Consider the following 16300-nt stretch of genomic DNA (forward strand, 5'->3'; position numbering starts at 1 on the left):
CGGGTGTCATCGGCTAACTCCATTCCAAACCGAGTATAGACAGCACCCGCAACCTCGCAACGCGACGGCGTAAATCGTTTGAAACAGCTGGGACTTGCGCCAGAGCCCACGAATGGAGAAGGATGCGCAGCAGAGTGATGGCAAACCGATATAACGGCGACGTATCAAGGATGAGGCAGTTATGAAAAATAGGTCTTAGGAGTTTTTATGCGCCAGCTAAGTTATGTCATTCCTATTTCATTGCCTGTTGTTTCCTGGAGTTGTCATGAACACCGCCGCATTGCGCGAGCAGATCCAAAAAGCCCAACAGCACGAGGCCGAGACCGGCCTGCTGAGTCGTCAGCTGACGGCCCAGTTACCGACGCTGCACCCCGCCATTCAGCTCCCGGACGCGAACGCCAACGACGTTCTGGCGCGGTTTGTCGCAGCCTATATCAACGAAGTGCCTGACCTGCTGGATGCAGCCAATGACGTCGCCAGGGAGGCGGGTATCGAGTCGCAGATCAAGCCCGTACTGAAAATTGCCGAGCAGTATTTCCTCCAGCCTCCGACGATCATGGCCGGGCATGTCGGGCTCAACAGCCTGCTCGACGAAGCCTATCTGGCGCACCGGTTTGTCGAGGAGGTCAACGACCTGTACATCAAGCATTTCGGCCAGCCGCTGATCCCCTTGGACATGACGGTTGCCAATCTGATTGCCCATCAGTTGATCGGTGAGGAATTTGCCAACCAACTCGATGAGGTGGTGCATCACGCGTTCGACGAGATGCTCAACGACGAGACGTTTGCACTGGAGTCGGTGGAAACCTACCGCGAGAAGCTCAGCAGCCCGGAAACCGGCGCAGCCTGGAAGCGCTGGCCCTGCATGTCCCGCCGCTTGGGCGTCGGGCTGGAGCTGGATCAGCCGGCTGCTTGATCCTTCAGGAAAAACCCAAAACCCTTGTGGGAGCGAGCCTGCTCGCGAAGCGGTTGATCATTCAACATCATGTCGACTGAAACACCGCTTTCGCGAGCAGGCTCGCTCCCACATGGGGTCTGTGTTGCTCATCATGAGCGCTGGCGAAGCGGGGTCAGCCAGCTGTTGCGCCAACCCCCACGGTCGTGCGCAAGCGTCCTTCCAACCGGCGCTTGAGCCCGCGCGATTCGATCAACAACTTCGAACCCTTGCTGGCATTCGCCCGGCTCCATTCTTCGAGCAATTCCAGGCAGGAATGGTCGATATAGCTCAGGTTGTTGAGCGGCACATGCACCGTTGCGCCTTCGGGAATGGTGTTCAGCACCTGGGTCAGGGCTGGAACCTTGAGGAAGGTCGCCGCACCCACCAAGCGCAGTTCCATCTCGCCGTCCTGGGGCAAGTCGATCAGGCTGATCTTCAGGCGCGAGGCTTTCCACGCCAGTTTCACCAGGGTCAGGCCAAAACCGATCAGCACGCCGGTCAGCAGGTCGGTGAAGATGATCGCCAGCGCCGTCGCGGCGTAGGTGAACATCGGCATCCGGCCATAACGGCCCAGGCCACGGAACGCCTTGATATCCACCAGTTTGAAACCGGTGTAGACCAGCACACCCGCCAGGCTCGCCACCGGGATGCTTTGCAGCACGCTGGACAGCAGCAGCACGAAGAGCAACAACCACAGGCCGTGGAAGATCGTTGACATTCGTGTGGTCGCGCCGGCCTGGACGTTGGCCGAACTGCGTACGATCACGCCGGTCATTGGCAAGGCGCCGAGCAGGCCACAAAGCATGTTACCGACACCTTGGGCGGACAGTTCCCGATCGAAATCCGCCCGCTCGCCGCTGTGCATGCGATCGACGGCAGCCGCCGAGAGCAAGGTTTCCGCACTGGCGATGAAAGCGACCGCGAACGCGGCGATCAACACGGAGGGGTCGGCCAGGTTCAGCAAATCCGCCGGGCGCAGCCAGTCGATGGCTTCGGCCATGTTTTCCGGGACCTCCACGCGCTTGACCTGCAACGCCAGCAGCAGGCTGGCAACCGTTGCCAGGCCCACGCCGAGCAGGGCGCCAGGAACGAAGCGCAGGCTATGGGGGCGAAACTTTTCCCACAGCCACATCACTGCGATCGTCGACAGGCCGAGCAAACCGGCCTGCCAGCCGAACGAAGGTAAAGCCTGGGCCACTGCCGCCGGGAACGCCGCCAGGTTATCCAGCCCGGAAGGCTTGGGCGCCGCGTCAAGCATCACATGGACCTGGGACAAGATGATCAGCACACCGATACCGGCCAGCATGCCGTACACCACGGCAGGCGCGGTGACCCTGAACCAGCAACCGAGGCGAAAACGCCCGGCCAGCAGTTGCAGCAGCCCGGCCAGCAAAAGGATCGGCCCGAGCATTGCGACGCCATGCTGGCGCACCAGTTCGAAGACCAGCACCGCCAAACCGGCCGCCGGGCCGCTGACTTGCAGCTTGGAGCCAGCCAGGAAGCCCACGATCAAGCCACCAACGATACCGGTAATCAGGCCTTTGGCGGGTGGCAGGCCCGATGCAATGGCAATGCCCATGCACAAGGGCAGCGCCACCAGGAATACAACCACCGAAGCCAGGAGCTCCCGTGGCAGAACAGCTTTTAATTGAGCAGCACGCATGGCGACTCTCCCGAAATTTTCTTCAGGCATGGCGAGGCCCGCCCGCGCAAATGGCGGGAGGCTCGACCACACAAGGATGTTTAGGAGCGGTTAGAAGCGCGCTTTGGGCGTCGCCACCGGTATCGGATGGCTGCCATCGAGCGGCAGGAAACAACCCTGGTCCGCATCAAAGGCTTTGATCTCGCTGGTCTCGATGTTGTACACCCAGCCATGGATGAACAACTGGCCGCTGGCCATGCGAGAGGCCACCGAAGGGTGCGTTCGCAAATGCTGCAACTGGGCGATCACGTTCTCTTCGGTGAGGACGGGCATGGTCTGCTTTTCGTCACCGCACGGGCAGTTGTCGTGGACCATGGTCTTGGCGACTTCGGCGTGGCGCAGCCAGGCCTTGACTGTCGGCATTTTTTCCAGGGTGTCGGGGTTGAGCACCGCACGCATGGCGCCGCAATCGGAATGGCCGCAAACGATAATATGTTGCACACCCAGGGCCAGCACGGCGTATTCAATGGCGGTGGAAACGCCGCCGTTCATTTGTCCGTACGGTGGAACGACGTTGCCGACGTTACGGGTCACGAACAGGTCGCCTGGGGAGCTATGGGTGATCAGCTCAGGCACGATGCGCGAATCGGCGCAGGTGATGAACATCGCCCGGGGTTTCTGGGCGGTGGCGAGTTTCTTGAAGAGTTCTTCCTGTTGGGGAAAGATCTCGTGATGGAAATGCAAAAAGCCGTCAACAATGTGCTGCAGCGCTGCATCGGCGGTTTCCGCCTCGGGTTGGGCTGAAGCCGACGCAGCCAACGGCTGTTTATCCTTGTCACTCATGATTCATCCTCTTGACGGTTACGACGCCAGTGGCTGGTTAAAAAACATCCGGATCGAAGCTCGACCCGTCAGTCACTCGCTGAACAAGGTAGCGGCCGAAACTTAACTCAAACTGAATCGAAGGCTCTAGGACAACGATTCCAGGGGTGGCGAAACACTGGCGCAGCTCATGTCCAGTGCCCGTTCCAAGGTCAACTTTAATCAAATCAACGACATCTGTCGGCCGGGCGGACAGAAGGCATCGCAGTCAAGATTGTAACCATCTCGTCGGTTCAGGCCCAAACGCTTGAGCGTCTTGGCGAAGCGCTGGGCCAGCAGGTCGGCGAACGGGCCTTCGCCGCGCATCCGCACGCCAAACCGGCTGTCATACAATTCGCCGCCGCGACTCTGGCGCACCAGGCTCAGGACATGGGCGGCGCGCTGCGGGTAGTGCGCCTGCAACCACTCCTCGAACAGCGGCGCCACTTCCAGCGGCAGGCGCAACATGACGTAGGCGGCATTCTGTGCACCGGCAGCTTGGGCTTCGGCCAGCAGGCTTTCAATCTCGCTGTCATTGATCATCGGGATCATCGGCGCGCACAGCACGCCGACGTTGATGCCCGCCTCGCGCATGACCTTTATCGCCCGCAACCGGGCCTTCGGCGCCGCCGCGCGGGGTTCGAGGATGCGCTTGAGTTCGTCGTCCAGCGTGGTGAGGCTGATCATCACATGTACCAGGCGTTGCTCTGCCAGTTCGGTCAGCAGGTCGAGGTCGCGCAGGATCAGCGAGCCCTTGGTAACAATCGTCACCGGGTGCCGATAGCGCAGCAGCACTTCGAGAATCCGCCGGGTGATGCGCTGTTCGCGTTCGATCGGCTGGTAGGGATCGGTATTGGAACCCAGGGCAATCGGCGCGCATTGATAGCCGCGCCGGGACAACTGCTCCTCCAGCACATCGGCGGCGTTGGTCTTGGCGATCAGCCTGGTTTCGAAATCCAGCCCGGGCGACATGTCCCAGTAGGCATGGCTGGGGCGCGCATAGCAGTAGATGCAGCCGTGTTCACAGCCGCGATAAGGATTGATCGAACGATCGAAAGGGATATCCGTGGAGGTGTTTCGAGTGATGATGGTCTTGGCCGTTTCGATGCGCACCTCGGTGCCCTGGGTCGGCGGCACTTCCTGATACCAGCCATCGTCCTCGGCCACCGAACGGCTCGGCGCGAAGCGGTTGTGCGGGTTGGTGGCGGTGCCGCGGCCACGGGGCGGAAGTGAGACGGACATGGGAATACTCCGAAAGCTGTATGCGCATACAGTATTCGCTGCCGTCGATTCAAGCCAGTGCCGTTTGGCGGTTCAGGAAACGCAGGCCCTGGTTCACGGCGCTTTGACGTCTTGCTCACAGGCTTTTAACCGAGGCGAACCGAAACTGACGACTTCAAAATCCTTGGTCGGCGGTTGCTCCCCATGCTCAAGCTCTGTTTGCGTTCCCTGCTTTGCCTGGCGTTGCTCGTCGCGCTGGTCGACTCCGCCGCCCAGGCCGCCACCGGCGCCGAGGCCAGGCCCGGCGAATGGGCCCAGCCCGTGGAAAAACGCTACGACCTCTACCAGATGTCGCCTACGCTCTATCGCAGTTCCTTGCCGGACGGCGGTGCCTTGCCCCTGTTGGCGAAACTCGATATCGGCACAGTCATCAATTTTCTGCCTGATTCGGACGCGAACTGGTTGTCCGCGCCTGACATCAAGCAAGTGCAGTTGCCCTATCGCACCAATCACGTCGACGACAGCGACGTTCTCAAGGCCCTGCGCGCCATCCAGGACGGGCAAGCCAGGGGGCCGGTGCTCATGCATTGCAAGCATGGCTCGGACCGTACCGGCTTGATGGCCGCCATGTACCGGGTGGTTGTGCAGGGCTGGAGCAAGGAAGACGCGTTGGAGGAAATGACCGAAGGCGGTTTCGGCGACAGCCATCACTTCAAGGACGGGGTTCGCTACATGATGCAAGCCGATGTCGAGAAGCTCCGTGTTGCCTTGAGAGACGGCGATTGCAGTACCAGCGTCTTTGCGCTGTGCTCGTTGAAAGGCTGGGTCAATTCAACGACCACGGCGCGTCACCTCGATCCTCAGTCATTGGCCCCTTCACGCTGATTGGTCGCGCTGAGGAAGGCGCTTATGGATTCGGATAACGGCCGCGAGTCGCCCGGCCCGAATATGTGTTCGCGAAGCGCCCTGCCGGTCGTCGCTTTAAAGATTCCGTCGCGCTGGAACCTCTGGAAAACCGACTCGGCCAGGGCCTTGGACCACGAGTAGGCGTACACTCTTGCGCCGTAGCCCGTCACCATATAGTCCAGCCCGTTGGCCAGGCGTGCATTGGCAATTACCGGCAAGTGGCGGGTCTTTTCGCTGACCTGCTGGAAGACTTGCTGGACGCTGCGTCCATCGGCGTGGGTGCGATGCAACTCGAAATCCAGCAGCGCCTTGCGCAACTCGTTGGCGGTTTCCCAACTGGCCTGAGTGCTGATGAGCCTCATGAACTGATCGGCCATCTCGTCAGGCAAGGCTGCTCCGGTTTGATGATGCGCCGATACGCGGATCAGAAAATCCTTGGCGAAGCACCATTTTTCCAGCAGACACCCGGCGAATTCGACCGTATCGCGGGATGACTTATTGATCGCCGATAGGTCGCGATAGGCTGCCTGGCTCAAGACCTGATGCAGGCAATGGCCGAATTCATGGACAAGGATGCGTAGCTGCAGATGGTCGAGCAAGGTCGGGTTCGCCGCTGTGCCCCGTGGCAGCCAGCCATGCAGTGCGGCGATCGGGCGTCGGAGCACGCCTTCGGCGGTAATCTGACGGTCGCGAATGGTCGTGGTGTAGGAGAAACCTTCTCGATCATCAGATTTGAACGGATCGAAATAGATATAACCAATGCTCGTTCCGCTCTCCGTGACCTCAAAAAGACGTACGTCAGGATCCCAGCTGGCCACATCCTTGCGTTCGATGAAGTTCACGGCGAATAGATTCGACGCGATCACCAGCAGCTTGGAAAAAACCGCTTCCAATGGAAACCAGACACTCAATGCCTGCTGTGAGATGCCCGCCTCCCGCTGGCGAATTTTTTCCGCCAGGTACCAGTAATCCCAAGGTTCGGGCTCGCTGAGACCTCGTTCACTGGCGAAGGCCTTGAGCTCATCGGTCTCCAGGCGGAAGGTGCTTTGCTGCGACTGGAGTTGATTGTCCAGAAAAGCCAGGACCTCTGCGGTGGACTCGGCCTGCTCCGACGCGATCGCGTATTGAGCGTAATCCGTGTAGCCCAGTAACTTGGCATACTCGTGCCGGTCGTCCAGCAGTTGCTTGAGGACGTTGCCATTGTCGAATTGCCCGGCTTGCAGGCCTTGATCGGACGCACGGGTGTTATAGGCAACGTGGATCTGCTGGCGTAACGAGCGATTGTCGGCATAGTGGGTGACGATGCGATGCGACTCTTCATTGAGAGTCAGCAGCCATCCGGTGCGCCCGACCTTGCGGGCCAGGTGGGCCATGTGCTGTTTGAACGCCACCGGCAAGCCGCTGAGCAGGGCCTCATCGTCAATGAGGATGTCCCAGGCGTTGTTGGCCGACTCCAGCTGGTCCAGAAACAGACCTTCGGCGTTTCGAATACGGACTTGCACCTGGCTCAGGTCGCTCGCCGTGGTCATCGGCATGTTTTCACGAAACTGTCGCAGGTTTTTTTCCAGGACCCTCTTGCGTGCCGGTTCGAAATTTCCGGCTATTTCGCTGTTCGCCAGGCGCTCGTAGAGCTGGAACAGTTCGGTGTTTTGTTCCAGTCCGACCTTAAATTCGTACAGCCGTGCATCGCAATCGAGCGAGGCCTGCTTCCAGGCGTCACCTGTCCGGGTCGAGGCCAGGCGGTTTAGCAAGTAGCCGAAACCCTCCAGCCGCGTGTGGATTTCATCCATTGCCAAGACGAGGTCGTCCCAGGTTGGGAAGGGTGTCTGGCTGGCAATGATCGCGGCAACTTTGATGCGGCTTTCGGCGATTATCTGGTCGAGGGCCGGGGAAAAGTGTTCGGCCTGGACGCGCGAAAAGGGCGGCAGGTCGTAGTCCTGCAGTAGCGGGTTATCAGCGTTTGGCATGGAAAGCTTCCTTTCAGTCTGGACGTGTCGGACCAGTCTGAAGAGGAAGGCAGGGCGCCCTGCGGTATATATGTATCGCTTCCGGGCCGGGCAGCCCGGAAGGTGATGCCGGAGATTTCAGTCGGTTTTTTTCTTCAACTTGGGGTTGGGGAAGAACTGCACCGCCTGGACCTTGGCGTCCGGTGCTTTCAAGGCGGACGTATTGACCCGGGTGCCCAATTCCTTGGGCACCGACAGGCCTTGTTCGTTGAGCGTGTCGGAATAACCACAAGCCACGCACTCGCGATGGGGCACGCCGTCTTCGTTCCACATCATCAACTTGTCCGGTTCACTGCACGCCGGGCAGACTGCCCCGGCGATGAAGCGTCGTTTGGTAATCACAGGCCCCTCACTCATGCTGCCGCGTCCTCGCTCAGGCCGCTATGGCGCAAGAGTGCGTCAATCGATGGCTCACGGCCACGGAAGTCGACGAACAGCACCATTGGCTCCTGGGAGCCGCCACGCGCCAGGATCGCCTCGCGGAAGGCGCGACCGGTGTCGGCGTTGAGCACGCCATCTTCTTCGAATCTGGAGAACGCATCGGCCGACAGCACTTCCGCCCATTTGTAGCTGTAGTAACCCGCCGCGTAACCGCCGGCAAAAATATGCGCAAAGCTGTTGGGGAAGCGGTTATAGGCAGGCGGACGCATCACCGACACCTCGTCGCGTACGCCTTCGAGCACTTGCAGTACGCTACGACCATCGCCATGGGTGGCGTGCAGTTCGAAGTCGAACAGCGAGAATTCCAACTGGCGGACCATCATCAGGCCGGACTGGAAGTTCTTTGCGGCGAGCATTTTCTCCAGCAGGTCCTGGGGCAATGGCTCACCGGTTTCGTAGTGACCGGAAATCAGCGCCAGGCCTTCAGGTTCCCAGCACCAGTTTTCCATGAACTGGCTCGGCAGCTCCACGGCGTCCCAGGCCACGCCGTTGATGCCCGACACGCCGGCATGATCGACGCGGGTCAGCAGGTGATGCAGGCCGTGGCCGAACTCGTGGAACAGCGTGGTCACTTCATCATGGGTTAGCAACGCCGGCTTGCCACTGTCGGCCGGGGTGAAGTTGCACACCAGGTTGGCGACCGGGCTTTGCAGCGCGCCATCAAGGGTGCGGCGACGATCGCGGGCGCCATCCATCCAGGCGCCGCCACGCTTGTTGGGCCGGGCGTACAGATCGAAGAAGAAGCGCCCGACGTGCTGGCCGTGTTCCTTGATCTCGAACAGGCGCACGTCCGGATGCCAGGCGTCGAAACCCTTCAGCTCCGCGATCTCGATGCCATAGAGGCGTTGCACGATGGCGAACAGGCCGCTCAGTACCTTGTCGATCGGGAAGTAGGCGCGCAGGGCTTCCTGGGCGACGCTGTAACGTTGCTGGCGGAGTTTTTCGCCATAAAAGCCGCTGTCCCAGCTTTGCAGGTCGGGGCAGCCCTGTTCGGCGGCGAAGGCTTTCAATTGTTCCAGGTCCTGGGCGGCGAACGGTTTGCTGCGCTTGGCCAGGTCGCGCAGGAAGCTGAGCACCTGATCGCTGGATTCAGCCATCTTGGTTGCCAGGCTCAATTCGGCGAAGTTGGCGAAACCCAGCAACTGGGCCAGTTCCTGGCGCAGGTCGAGGATCTGCTCCATCACCGGGCCGTTATCGTTCTGACCGGCGTTCGGGCCCTGGTCCGAGGCGCGGGTGCAGTAGGCGGCGTAGACTTCTTCGCGCAGGGCGCGGTCTTCGGCGTAGGTCATCACCGCGTAGTAGCTGGGAAACTCCAGGTTGATCAGCCAACCGTCGAGGCCTTTGGCCTGGGCCGCGGCGGCCATCTGCGCCTTGGCCGAGTCGGTCAGGCCGGCGAGGGCGGCCTCAGAGGTAACATGCTTGGTCCAGGCCTGGGTCGCGTCGAGCAATTGGTTGGAAAAGCGGCTGCCGAGTTCGGACAGCTTGCTTTGCACTTCGGCGTAGCGCTTTTGCTGCTCGGGCGGCAGATCGATGCCCGACAGGCGGAAGTCGCGCAGCGAATGTTCCAGGATGGTTTTCTGGGCCACGTCGAAACCGGCGGCCTCGGGGCTGTTCGCCAAGGCTTCGAACGCCTGGAACAGTTCGCGGTTCTGGCCCAGCTCGGTGGAATAGGCACTCAGCGCCGGCAGGCAAGCCTCGTAGGCTTCGCGCAACTCGGGGCTGTTGCGCACCGCGTTCAAATGGCTCACCGGGCTCCAGGCCGCGCCCAGGCGATCATTGAGCTCATCCATTGCCAATACCAGGCCGGCCCAGGTGGGCTGTTCGACTTGCGTCTTGAGGATCTCGGCGATGGCGGCGCGGTTGTCAGCCAGGATCTGCTCGATGGCCGGTTGCACGTGCTCGGCACGGATCGCCGAGAATGGCGGCAGGTCGTAGGGCTGCAAAAGAGGGTTGTTCACGCTCACGGTTGGCACCTTGGCTGGAAGAAACATGGGCCCATCTTAATTACAATCGACGTTCACCGCAGCTAGCAGCGCCTATCATCGGACAAGAGAGAGCCTATCGTGACCCTTCGAACGTACCAGAACCACAGCCCGCGGCTTGCCCGGGGCGCTTTTGTCGACAGCACCGCGGTGGTGATCGGCGACGTCGAGATCGGCGAAGACAGCTCCGTCTGGCCGCTGACAGTCATTCGCGGCGACATGCACCGCATCCGCATCGGCGCCCGTACCAGCGTCCAGGACGGCTGCGTGCTGCACATCACCCACGCCGGGCCGTTCAACCCCGATGGCTTCCCGTTGCTGATCGGCGACGACGTGACCATCGCCCATAAAGTCATGCTCCATGGCTGCTCGGTGGGCAGTCGGATCCTGATCGGCATGGGCAGCATTGTCATGGATGGCGCGGTGGTCGAAGACGACGTGATCATCGGCGCCGGTAGCCTCGTACCGCCGGGCAAGCGCCTGGAGAGCGGCTTTTTGTATGTGGGCAGCCCGGTGAAGCAGGTCCGGCCGCTGACGGACAAAGAGCGGGCCTTTTTCACCTACAGCGCGGCGAACTACGTGAAGCTCAAGGATTTGCATCTGGCTGAAGGCTACGACCAGCCTTGAGTGATTTGCCAGGCCCTTATTCTCGTGGCGAGGGAGCTTGCTCCCGCTGGGCTGCGTAGCAGCCCCACTTACTTCCTCAGGACCAGCCATGCACTACCAGACCATACTCTTCGACCTCGACGGCACGCTTACCGACCCGCGCGAGGGCATCACCCGTTCGATCCAGTTCGCCCTGGGCAAACTGGGCATCGACGAGCCCGACCTGACCCGTCTCGAACACTTCATCGGCCCACCGCTGTTGCAGGCCTTCATGCAGTTCTATGCCTTCGATGAAGCGAAAGCCTGGGACGCGGTGAATTTCTACCGCGAGCGCTTCAAGGTCACCGGCCTCTACGAAAACCGTGTCTTCGACGGTGTCGTGCCGCTGCTGGAAACGCTCGGTGGCCAAGGCCGACAGCTTTATATCGCCACGTCCAAGCCCTGGCTTTTCGCCCGGGAAATCGCCCGTCATTTCGATTTCGCCCGGCACTTCAAGGTGATCTACGGCAGCGAACTGGACGGTACCCGTACCAACAAGGTCGAGCTCATCGCCCACCTGATGGCCGAAGAAAGCCTCGACCCGGCCAGCACTCTGATGATCGGCGACCGCGAACATGACTTGATCGGCGCGCGCAGCAATGGTCTGGACGCGGCGGCGGTGGGGTACGGATTCGGCAGTTTCGAGGAGTTGAGTGCGCAGAACCCGGTACATCATTTCCAGACGCTGGAGGAGCTGCACCAGGCATTTTTGCGGGGCTGAAGACACAACTATCGGAAACGTCCGACATGCTCTAAAGAATTGTCTGATTTTCAGCACCTGCCACCGGGCATAGGTTCTCTGCAGACAGTTTATCCATCGAGCAAGGAGAACAGCATGATTCAGCTGTCGCAAACGGAGCAGGTGATTTGGGATATGTATTTTGTCAGCGCCTTGCCGCAGGTGATGCAGCAGTTACCGGGCCGCCGTCCCGAGTTGATTGCGGAGAGCGCGGCTGAAGTCGCCGATGAAATGCTGGTGGAGCGCCGCGAGCGTCGCCCGGTGGCACAAAGGACTCTGCCGGTCAGGGACGCAACGATAAAATGAAAAAATAAATCCGGGACATGGTGGACCCCTGTGGCGAGGGAGCTTGCTCCCGCTCGGCTGCGAAGCAGTCGTAAAACCAGCGGATAAGGTGTGCCTGACGCCCCACGCCCGGCGGATTTTGGGGCCGCGCCACGCCCCAGCGGGAGCAAGCTCCCTCGCCACGCGAGCCCGGCGTTGTTCACTCCGGCGCGTCAAACACCAGCGATCCCTTGATCGTCGCCCAATGCGCCGCTTCGGCGTCGCCCAGCTTCTCGGCCTTGACGTAGCTCAGGGCGAGCATTTTGCGCGTGCCCGGCAGTACCAGGGCGAGCTGATACTGAAAGACCTTTTCGTTGCCCTTGTTGAACTGGCTGCGTAGCTCGATGGCTTCGACTTCCTGCCGAGCCCCCACGCGCAACGTGGCGCCGGGTTGGCAGCGCAGATCCTGGACCTGCTTTTCCAGGCGCTTGAGCTGGTCGTCGAGGTTGCTTTGCAGGGTTTCTCCTTCGGCGAGCAGGCTGCGGCTGACGATCAGGGACGTGCCTAGTCCGGGGAACTTGAGGATGTTGATCGAGGCGTCGAGCAACTCGCTGGGCGGCAGCTGGAGCTGAAATTCATTCAAACGGTAAGTCATGGCGCATCAGGTCTCGAAGTTAGCCTTTGGGTTAGCCTTTGGGAAAGGCGGCAGCGACGTTGGCATCGATGCTGGCCTTGACGCCCTGGCCGTCCGGCGTGGCACCGGGGCCGCCGCCGTTGTTCAGGTGCAGCACACCGCCGGTGTTGAACTCGGCATCGCCGCTGGCGTAGAAGCTGATCTGTACGCCGGTCAGGTTGATCTGGCCGCTGGCGTTGAGCTCCAGGATGCTCTCGCCGCATACCAGGCGCAGGTTCTCGCCCACTTCAATGACGTAGCTCTGGCTGATGCTGTCGGTCTTGCGCTGGCCCACCGACAGGATGTCCTCCTGCTTGACGATGCGCAGGCGGTTGTTGCCGATGATCACCGTTTCGTCGTGGCCGATGCTCTTGGTGCGGTCGTGGCCGACCGAATGGCTCTCATCCACCTCGACCACGATGTCCTGGTTGCGCTCGGCATGGATGTAAAGCTGCTCGGCGCCTTTCTTGTCTTCCATGCGGATTTCATTGAAATTTGCCGGCGTGCCACCCTTGCTCGAACGGCTTTTCATGCCGCTCTGGGTGGCATTCTCAGGCAGGTCGTAAGGCACGGTTTGCTCGGCGTTGTAGACACGACCGGTGATGATCGGTCGATCCGGGTCGCCTTCGAGGAAGCTGACGATGACTTCCTGGCCGATACGCGGAATCTGCATCGAGCCCCAGTTTTTCCCGGCCCAGCTTTGCGACACCCGAATCCAGCACGAGCTGTTTTCGTTGGATTGATCGTGACGGTCCCAATAAAAATGCACCTTCACCCGGCCGAACTGGTCGGTCCAGATTTCCTCGCCCTTGGGTCCGACCACCAAAGCTGTCTGCGGCCCCTTGACGATGGGGCGGTGGGTGATTGCCATCGGGCGGAAGCTTTGCTGGGCGTCGATGCAGGTCAGACTGCTTTCGAACTGCGCCGAAGGCGCGCCGACGCCGCTCTCGCCGCTTTCCTGGGAGAGGTAATAACGCGCGCCGACGATCAGGTATTCGCGGTTCTGGTCCTGGCGGCTGAAGCCGGTCAGGCTGAACAAATGCCCCGAGCCCAAGCCTCGGGCATTGCCGGCCAGCTCGACCTGCTCGTGCAGGGTCTGCAAGGCTTCGATGCGGGTGCGGGCGTAGTGCTCGCCGTCCTCGCTTTGCACGTAGGTGCCGGGATAGTCATACAGCGGATAGTCGCCAGCGGCGTGCGGGCGCGGCATGGCTGCGCGTACGTCAATGTGTGCACTTGGGCGCTGGAAGTCGTAGTCGTTGAGCTCAAGCGACCCCGGTTGGACTTCCTGAGCCAAGTGCCAATCATGGATATGATCGCGTTCACGCTGCTGCTCGTTCTTCGGGTAATACGGCACCGAGGCGTAGCCGGGCGCTTGGGTATGGGCGCCGTAGGCGTCGGCCAGCACCAGCACATGGCGACCCTGTTCATGACGGAAGAAATAGTAGATGCCTTCCTGTTCCATCAGCCGGCTGACGAAATCGAAGCTGGTCTCACGGTACTGGACGCAGTACTCCCACTCGCGATACGGGCGGCTGAGGGCGTCTTCGAAGTCGGAGAAACCCAGGTCGCGGAACACCTGCTTGATGATCTGCGGAACCGTCAGGTTCTGGAAAATCCGGCAGTCGGAGGTGCGCGTCAGCAGCCACAGCCAGGGCCTTAGCGTGGCCTGGTAACTGGCAAACTGGCCCTGGTCGATGTTCTGGCTGAAGCGCGCGACGATGCCGTGGAAGTGCCGCTCGCCACCGCCATCCAGCTGAACGCTCACGCACATGGGTTTGCCAAGCACCTGATTGAGGTCGATGGCGTTGTCCAGCGAGTGCAGCTGCAACTCATAGTTGAACAGCCGCCCCAACTCTTCGCCGCCGCCCATGTCCTTGAGCAGCAGCACCTCGGGTCCCAAGGGGCTGGTGATTTTCGCCAGGCGGGAGGCTTGGTTGAATAGCATCGGTTGTCCTTATCGCTGCCGCAGTCCCTTATGCTGGCGAAGACTGCAATCGTCTGATTCAAAAAATCAACAGAATATGCCCTTTGACGGCTTCTGCAGAGGCGTGAATCGCCAGAGTGGTGACGCTGATCGCATAATGTAGAGGGTTACCTGGAGGAGAGGAACCCGGTTCTTGATTGTTGCCAGGCATTACCCGAATATCTGCTCCTCCACGCGTCACCTCATGTCCATGGAAAGCGATTACCGTGACCTCATACCGCATTCAAGAAGCCGATCTCGAAATCCCCGATACCTGGCAGGACCAGAGCATCAACATTTTCAAGCTGCCGGCAGTGGGACCCGCCAAAGAGGCCAGTTTCGTCATCAGCCGCGATGCCACCCAGGGTGACGCTCCCTTTGCCGAGTACGTGGACCGCCAACTCAAAAGCGCGGAGCAGCAATTGCCGGGCTTCAAGCTGGTTCAGCGCTGGGACACGGTGCTGCATGGACACACCACCACCTTGCTGGATTACACCTGGCAGCGCGAAGGACGCGACCTGATGCTGCGCCAGGTGTTCATCGAGCGTAAGCCGTCCGTGCTGATCACCACCTTGACCACCACACCCAACGACTTCGCCTATCACGAGCCGGCCTGGAAGCTGGCGATGCATTCGCTCAAGCCACAGCCTCCGATTGCCTGAGATTCGATACGTGCCACTGCGCAGTCAGTCGAAATGAACCCTGGCACCGCCATTCGTTTGCGCGAACCGCGACCACGATCTACGAGCCATCGATACATCCCTGTGCAGTTGTACAAACCAGTAAGGTAAATTTTCGCAATGGATGCACAGGCAGCAGCACGTCTGGGTGATGAAATAGCCCACGGGTTCGGGTTGGCCGCTATGGTCGCCGGAGCCGTGGCCGGCGCCTTGATCGGCGCTGCGGTCGTTGCCGCGACGGTGGCCACGGGCGGTGTGGCGCTGGCGATCATGGCCGGCTCGATTGCCGCCGGCGGCTTGTCGATGTTCCAGATCGTCAAGGGCCTGTCCACCATATTCAACCTGCCCGAGCCGACCACGGGGGCGTTGATAATGGGCAGCTTCAACGTCTATATCAACGATCGAAATGCCATGCGGGCGGGCGAAGACATCGCCTCCTCCTGCACCGGCCTGCCGATGAACCATCCGATCTGGCCCTTTCCGGTGCTGATCGCCGAAGGCAGCGCCACGGTGTTCATCAACGGCAAACCAGCGGCGCGCCTGCACAGCAAAATGGTCTGCGGCGCCCACATCAAGACGGGCAGCCCGAACACTTTCATCGGCGGACCGACGGTGTCGGTGGCGTTTGTGCTCGACCTCGAAGGCTGGATGCACTCCGGGCTGGAAGTGTTGGGGTTGCTGGCTGCGGGCGGAGCCTTGTTACTTGCGGCTTTTGCCGGAGCTGCTGCTTTTTTCGGCGCCCTGGCCATCGGTGGTGCGTTGTATGCCGGTATGGAGCTGCTGGGAGATTTGGGTGATCGCCTCGGCCCCGGATATAGGGACCTGTTTCAAGGCGTGGCAGGAATGGCTCTGCTAGGTGCCGGGCCGAAGTTGGCACGTAAGCCCATGACTGCGGCCGAGCGGACGATCCTGGCGCGTCAGCGGCAAGAACAGATGCTCAAGGACAATCGGGGGTTCAACATTAGCCCGACGGCGTGGGACGCCTATCCGACGATTGGGCGGGCCGGTACTTTTGTTTCTGATAAGAAAGGCATCACCGACGTTATCGGGAACATCTCGGGGCGTTCCAAGATGACCATCAGTGGTAAAAAAGCTGCGGAGCTGGAACGCGCCTTTGGTTTGGAAAAAGATGCGCTTAAAGGCGGATTCAAAATCAGGCAGGTCGAGGATGTCGCAGGGCGCATGCCCAGAAGTCCGATGGAGGGGAACCAATATTTCCTGGGGCCAGGCAAACACTTGCCGGGTGGAGCTCCAGAAATGGTTGTCGAGTCGATTCCTACCAAGGATGCGGACGGTATTACCACTTTAACCGAGGTATTTGTCAGTGATTAATGATGGGC

15 protein-coding genes are annotated in these 16300 nt (G+C 60.6%); 7 read left to right on the top strand and 8 right to left on the bottom strand.

Annotation, left to right across the window (positions count from 1 at the left end; all coding sequences use genetic code 11):
* Positions 1-265: 265 nt before the first annotated feature.
* The gene (locus J3P84_RS00710) at positions 266-916 is read left to right on the top strand and encodes a hypothetical protein (RefSeq protein WP_434570825.1); all 651 of its coding nucleotides are present in this window, start codon (positions 266-268) and stop codon (positions 914-916) included.
* Between the two features lie 154 nt (positions 917-1070).
* Here J3P84_RS00710 and J3P84_RS00715 read toward each other — a convergent pair whose 3' ends face one another.
* The 3 genes from J3P84_RS00715 to J3P84_RS00725 form a co-directional block, all read right to left on the bottom strand.
* The gene (locus J3P84_RS00715) at positions 1071-2600 is read right to left on the bottom strand and encodes a SulP family inorganic anion transporter (RefSeq protein WP_434627031.1); all 1530 of its coding nucleotides are present in this window, start codon (positions 2598-2600) and stop codon (positions 1071-1073) included.
* Positions 2601-2690: 90 nt separating this feature from the next.
* Positions 2691-3422, bottom strand: coding sequence for a carbonic anhydrase (locus J3P84_RS00720; protein ID WP_305497838.1), 732 nt, complete (start codon positions 3420-3422; stop codon positions 2691-2693).
* 201 nt (positions 3423-3623) lie between these two features.
* Positions 3624-4682, bottom strand: coding sequence for a PA0069 family radical SAM protein (locus J3P84_RS00725; RefSeq protein ID WP_434627034.1), 1059 nt, complete (start codon positions 4680-4682; stop codon positions 3624-3626).
* Positions 4683-4865: 183 nt separating this feature from the next.
* Between J3P84_RS00725 and J3P84_RS00730 the strand changes: the two genes are divergently transcribed.
* Complete coding sequence (locus J3P84_RS00730; RefSeq protein WP_434627036.1) at positions 4866-5546, top strand: phosphatase domain-containing protein; 681 nt, start codon at positions 4866-4868, stop codon at positions 5544-5546.
* On the opposite strand, the gene J3P84_RS00735 is transcribed toward J3P84_RS00730, so the two are convergent.
* The 3 genes from J3P84_RS00735 to prlC form a co-directional block, all read right to left on the bottom strand.
* Positions 5522-7534 (bottom strand): M3 family metallopeptidase, encoded by a 2013-nt coding sequence (locus tag J3P84_RS00735; RefSeq protein ID WP_434627038.1) that lies wholly within the window; start codon positions 7532-7534, stop codon positions 5522-5524. The two genes, J3P84_RS00730 and J3P84_RS00735, sit on opposite strands and share 25 nt — an antisense overlap.
* Positions 7535-7651: 117 nt before the next feature.
* Positions 7652-7930: a YheV family putative zinc ribbon protein gene (locus tag J3P84_RS00740; RefSeq protein WP_018600854.1), complete on the bottom strand. Its 279-nt coding sequence runs from the start codon at positions 7928-7930 to the stop codon at positions 7652-7654.
* Entirely contained in the window at positions 7927-9978 is a 2052-nt protein-coding gene (prlC, locus tag J3P84_RS00745) for an oligopeptidase A (RefSeq protein ID WP_434627040.1), read from the bottom strand. Before prlC ends, J3P84_RS00740 begins: the two co-directional genes overlap by 4 nt.
* 99 nt (positions 9979-10077) lie before the next feature.
* Here prlC and J3P84_RS00750 point away from each other — a divergent pair, with 99 nt between their 5' ends.
* From J3P84_RS00750 to J3P84_RS00760, 3 genes are all read left to right on the top strand, one after another.
* The gene (locus tag J3P84_RS00750; protein ID WP_186643364.1) at positions 10078-10623 is read left to right on the top strand and encodes a gamma carbonic anhydrase family protein; all 546 of its coding nucleotides are present in this window, start codon (positions 10078-10080) and stop codon (positions 10621-10623) included.
* Between the two features lie 88 nt (positions 10624-10711).
* Positions 10712-11362, top strand: a complete 651-nt coding sequence (locus J3P84_RS00755; protein WP_434627043.1) for an HAD family hydrolase — start codon at positions 10712-10714, stop codon at positions 11360-11362.
* Positions 11363-11476: 114 nt separating this feature from the next.
* Positions 11477-11686 carry a hypothetical protein gene (locus J3P84_RS00760; protein WP_305497851.1) on the top strand — a complete coding sequence of 70 codons (210 nt, stop codon included), beginning with the start codon at positions 11477-11479 and terminating at the stop codon, positions 11684-11686.
* Between the two features lie 178 nt (positions 11687-11864).
* Here J3P84_RS00760 and J3P84_RS00765 read toward each other — a convergent pair whose 3' ends face one another.
* Positions 11865-12299 (bottom strand): DcrB-related protein, encoded by a 435-nt coding sequence (locus J3P84_RS00765; protein ID WP_434627045.1) that lies wholly within the window; start codon positions 12297-12299, stop codon positions 11865-11867.
* 31 nt (positions 12300-12330) lie between these two features.
* Complete coding sequence (locus J3P84_RS00770; RefSeq protein WP_434627047.1) at positions 12331-14262, bottom strand: type VI secretion system tip protein VgrG; 1932 nt, start codon at positions 14260-14262, stop codon at positions 12331-12333.
* 245 nt (positions 14263-14507) lie between these two features.
* Here J3P84_RS00770 and J3P84_RS00775 point away from each other — a divergent pair, with 245 nt between their 5' ends.
* Both J3P84_RS00775 and J3P84_RS00780 read left to right on the top strand, forming a co-directional pair.
* Positions 14508-14942 (top strand): DUF1795 domain-containing protein, encoded by a 435-nt coding sequence (locus J3P84_RS00775; protein ID WP_434570845.1) that lies wholly within the window; start codon positions 14508-14510, stop codon positions 14940-14942.
* A gap of 138 nt (positions 14943-15080) precedes the next feature.
* A complete protein-coding gene (locus tag J3P84_RS00780) occupies positions 15081-16292 on the top strand; it encodes a PAAR domain-containing protein (protein ID WP_434627050.1) in 1212 nt (403 codons plus the stop codon).
* Positions 16293-16300 lie beyond the last annotated feature (8 nt).

The organism is Pseudomonas sp. Z1-29, from assembly GCF_051131995.1.
Lineage (GTDB): Bacteria > Pseudomonadota > Gammaproteobacteria > Pseudomonadales > Pseudomonadaceae > Aquipseudomonas.